The sequence below is a fragment of the Methanoregula sp. genome (assembly GCF_002835825.1).
Lineage (GTDB): Archaea > Halobacteriota > Methanomicrobia > Methanomicrobiales > Methanospirillaceae > Methanoregula.
In genome coordinates, this window is the sequence record NZ_PIZH01000335.1 from 1 (window position 1) to 2,395 (window position 2,395).

The 2,395-nt window shown below is 58.2% G+C and carries 4 protein-coding genes; 1 reads left to right on the top strand and 3 read right to left on the bottom strand.

Annotated elements, in window-relative coordinates:
* Positions 1–228 precede the first annotated feature (228 nt).
* Positions 229–594: a hypothetical protein gene (locus tag CW742_RS10690; RefSeq protein WP_292420231.1), complete on the top strand. Its 366-nt coding sequence runs from the start codon at positions 229–231 to the stop codon at positions 592–594.
* 40 nt (positions 595–634) lie between these two features.
* Here the strand turns inward: CW742_RS10690 and CW742_RS10695 are convergent, their stop codons facing one another.
* The 3 genes from CW742_RS10695 to CW742_RS10705 all read right to left on the bottom strand — a co-directional run.
* Entirely contained in the window at positions 635–1,225 is a 591-nt protein-coding gene (locus tag CW742_RS10695; RefSeq protein ID WP_292420233.1) for a HEAT repeat domain-containing protein, read from the bottom strand.
* Between the two features lie 93 nt (positions 1,226–1,318).
* Positions 1,319–2,167: a nicotinate-nucleotide diphosphorylase gene (gene nadC, locus CW742_RS10700; RefSeq protein WP_394339468.1), complete on the bottom strand. Its 849-nt coding sequence runs from the start codon at positions 2,165–2,167 to the stop codon at positions 1,319–1,321.
* 11 nt (positions 2,168–2,178) lie between these two features.
* Positions 2,179–2,395, bottom strand: a 217-nt coding sequence (locus tag CW742_RS10705; protein ID WP_292420237.1) for an aspartate dehydrogenase domain-containing protein, incomplete at its 5' end; no start/stop codon positions are given.

Consider the following 2,395-nt stretch of genomic DNA (forward strand, 5'->3'; position numbering starts at 1 on the left):
CACTCCTAGTCTTTGTGTTCTTCAAGTCCATGTGTACGGTGCGTCGTGGAAGCCGGCTCTTGTTGACAATGTGCTTGTGGGTCATGGGCCGGCCATCATCCAGGTTCCGGAGCACCGGTTTTGATGAGGGTGGTAGTGTTGCTGGTTGCATGTGAGTGATGTTAACACTTTTAACATATCAACTTGTCGGTTAATTATACAGTAATTTTTATACAATAATGTATGTTCATGCGCCAGGAACGGATCGCCCTTCTCCTGCTTGTAGGGGTGGCGGTTATCGTCATCACGGCAAACTGTGCCCTGACCATCATCGGCAAAGAGCCGTTCGCCCGTCCGTTCTCTGTAAACTCACAGGACGGCGACCTGGTTCTCATCGAAGGAACCGTCAGCAGGGTGAATGTCATTGAAAATGGCGGGCATCTCTCCCTTCTCGTTGCAAACACAACGATCTTTATTCCGGCACCTGCCGCACAGGGGCGCGTGATTCACCGGAACGATACGGTACGGGCATTCGGGATCGTGGAAACGTACCGGGGAAAAAAGGAGATTGTGGTCAACAATGCCGACGATCTTCGGATTACCACGATTCCCTGATAGCAATACAGCTTGTGAATGCCCCGGTAGGAGAAGAAGATCATGAGGGGGGTGGGGATCCGGCTGGTTCCTGCGGTCCGGCACCCATGGCCCGGAGCGCCTTGCGCGCTGCCTCGCGGACTGCCGCATCGGGATCACCAAGGGCATCGGTCAGGCCGGGCGCTGCCCGCCGGTCTCCGATTGCCCCCAGTGCCCAGGCGGCCTCTTTCCGGACCCGGGCCTTCTTGTCTTTCAGGAGGGCAAGCAAGCGGTCAACAGCCCGGGGGTCTTTGAGTTTCCCAAGGCCCCACGCAGCACCGGCCCTCAGCCATTTGTCATCCGATGCCGATGCTTCAAGCAGGGGTTCCAGCGCCCTCAGATCGCCGATCTGGCCAAGCGACTTTGCGGCAAGCCACTGCACATCCACATACGGGTCTTTCAGGGCCTCGATGAGGGGGGTGACAGCCTCCGGATCGCGCTCGGGCCCGAGCATCTCCGCAGCGTGCCAGCGGAAATTCAGGTTGGGATCCTTTAAGAGAGCGATCAGGCCACGGACGCGGCGCTTCCGCCGCCCTGTGCTCACTTCCGGGTCTTCCACTATGACCGGCCCGCCCGGTTCCGGTACAGGGGCTGATACCCCATTCTCCTGCATCGCTCCCTCAATCACCTCCCATTTGGGATGACCCAAGATAATGGTTTCTCCCCCGGATCTTATGGGTGAAGAAATAAACGGGGAGAGAAATGTTCAGCGTGTGATGAGCGGCCGGATCTCAAGGCTGAAGGAGAAGTTCCGGACGCTGTGGGTGAGCGATCCCATGCTGATCACGTCCACGCCGCAGGCAGCATAGTCCCGTAGGGTTTCCTCATCGATTCCCCCGGAGATCTCGATGACGACCTGATCGCGAACCCCGTTTTGCCGGAGTGCTGCAAGAGTTTCCTGCACCTGCACCGGCATCATGTTGTCGAGCATGATGATATCTGCCCCGGCACGGGCAGCAAGAACCGCATCTTTTGCCGATTCAACCTCGACCTCGATCTTCTTGTACGCCGAGTGCGCCCGGGCCTTCCGGATGGCTTCTTCGAGCGGCACAATTGCCAGATGGTTGTCCTTGATCAGGATCCCGTCGCTTAAGTTCATCCGGTGGGGATCGCCACCCCCGATTTGCACAGCTTTCTTGTCAAACCGCCGGAAACCGGGGCAGGTCTTCCGGGTCCCGGCCACCCTGCACGACGGGTTCCCGTGCCTCACGATAGCCGCCATGTCCGCCGTGCGGGTAGCAATACCGCTCATCCGCCCGAGGATATTGAGCGCGGTCCGTTCAACAAGGAGGATGTTTTTTGCTGTTCCCGAAAGGGTGAGAACGGACTCGTTTCTTGTAACCTTGTCGCCATCCCGTTTTCCTCCCGTCACCGCTACCCCGAAATGGGTGAAGAGGAGTGTCGCCTCTTCGATCCCGGCAAGGGTACCGTCCTGTTCCGCGCGGATGGCTGCCGTGCAGGTGATGTCGGGGATAACCGCTTCCGACGTCACATCTCCCGCAGGGGTATCCTCTTTGAGGAAATCCAGTAATTCATCGAGAACTGTCATACCCATCCCGCCCCCCGTCATGTCCCAACAACAATTGGGTCGTCCATCTTTTCGAGGAGCGAGAGTACGGAGAGCGCGGCAAGGTAACTGGTTGCAGGGTTGTCGGGGCTGGGCATATTGGTGACGCGGACATAGGTCTCGCCGAAGTCTCCTTCAATGAAGAGTTCGTGGACGTTCTGGTCCACCGCGGGATCAACGTAGAGCTCGACATCGGCATCCATGCCGGCAGCAAGG

What these genes read in the sequence shown, in the direction of transcription:
- CW742_RS10690 (WP_292420231.1), top strand. Translation starts at nt 229, where the DNA reads ATGCGCCAGGAACGGATCGCCCTTCTCCTGCTTGTAGGGGTGGCGGTT.
- CW742_RS10695 (WP_292420233.1), bottom strand. Translation starts at nt 1,225, where the DNA reads ATGCAGGAGAATGGGGTATCAGCCCCTGTACCGGAACCGGGCGGGCCG.
- nadC (WP_394339468.1), bottom strand. Translation starts at nt 2,167, where the DNA reads ATGGGTATGACAGTTCTCGATGAATTACTGGATTTCCTCAAAGAGGAT.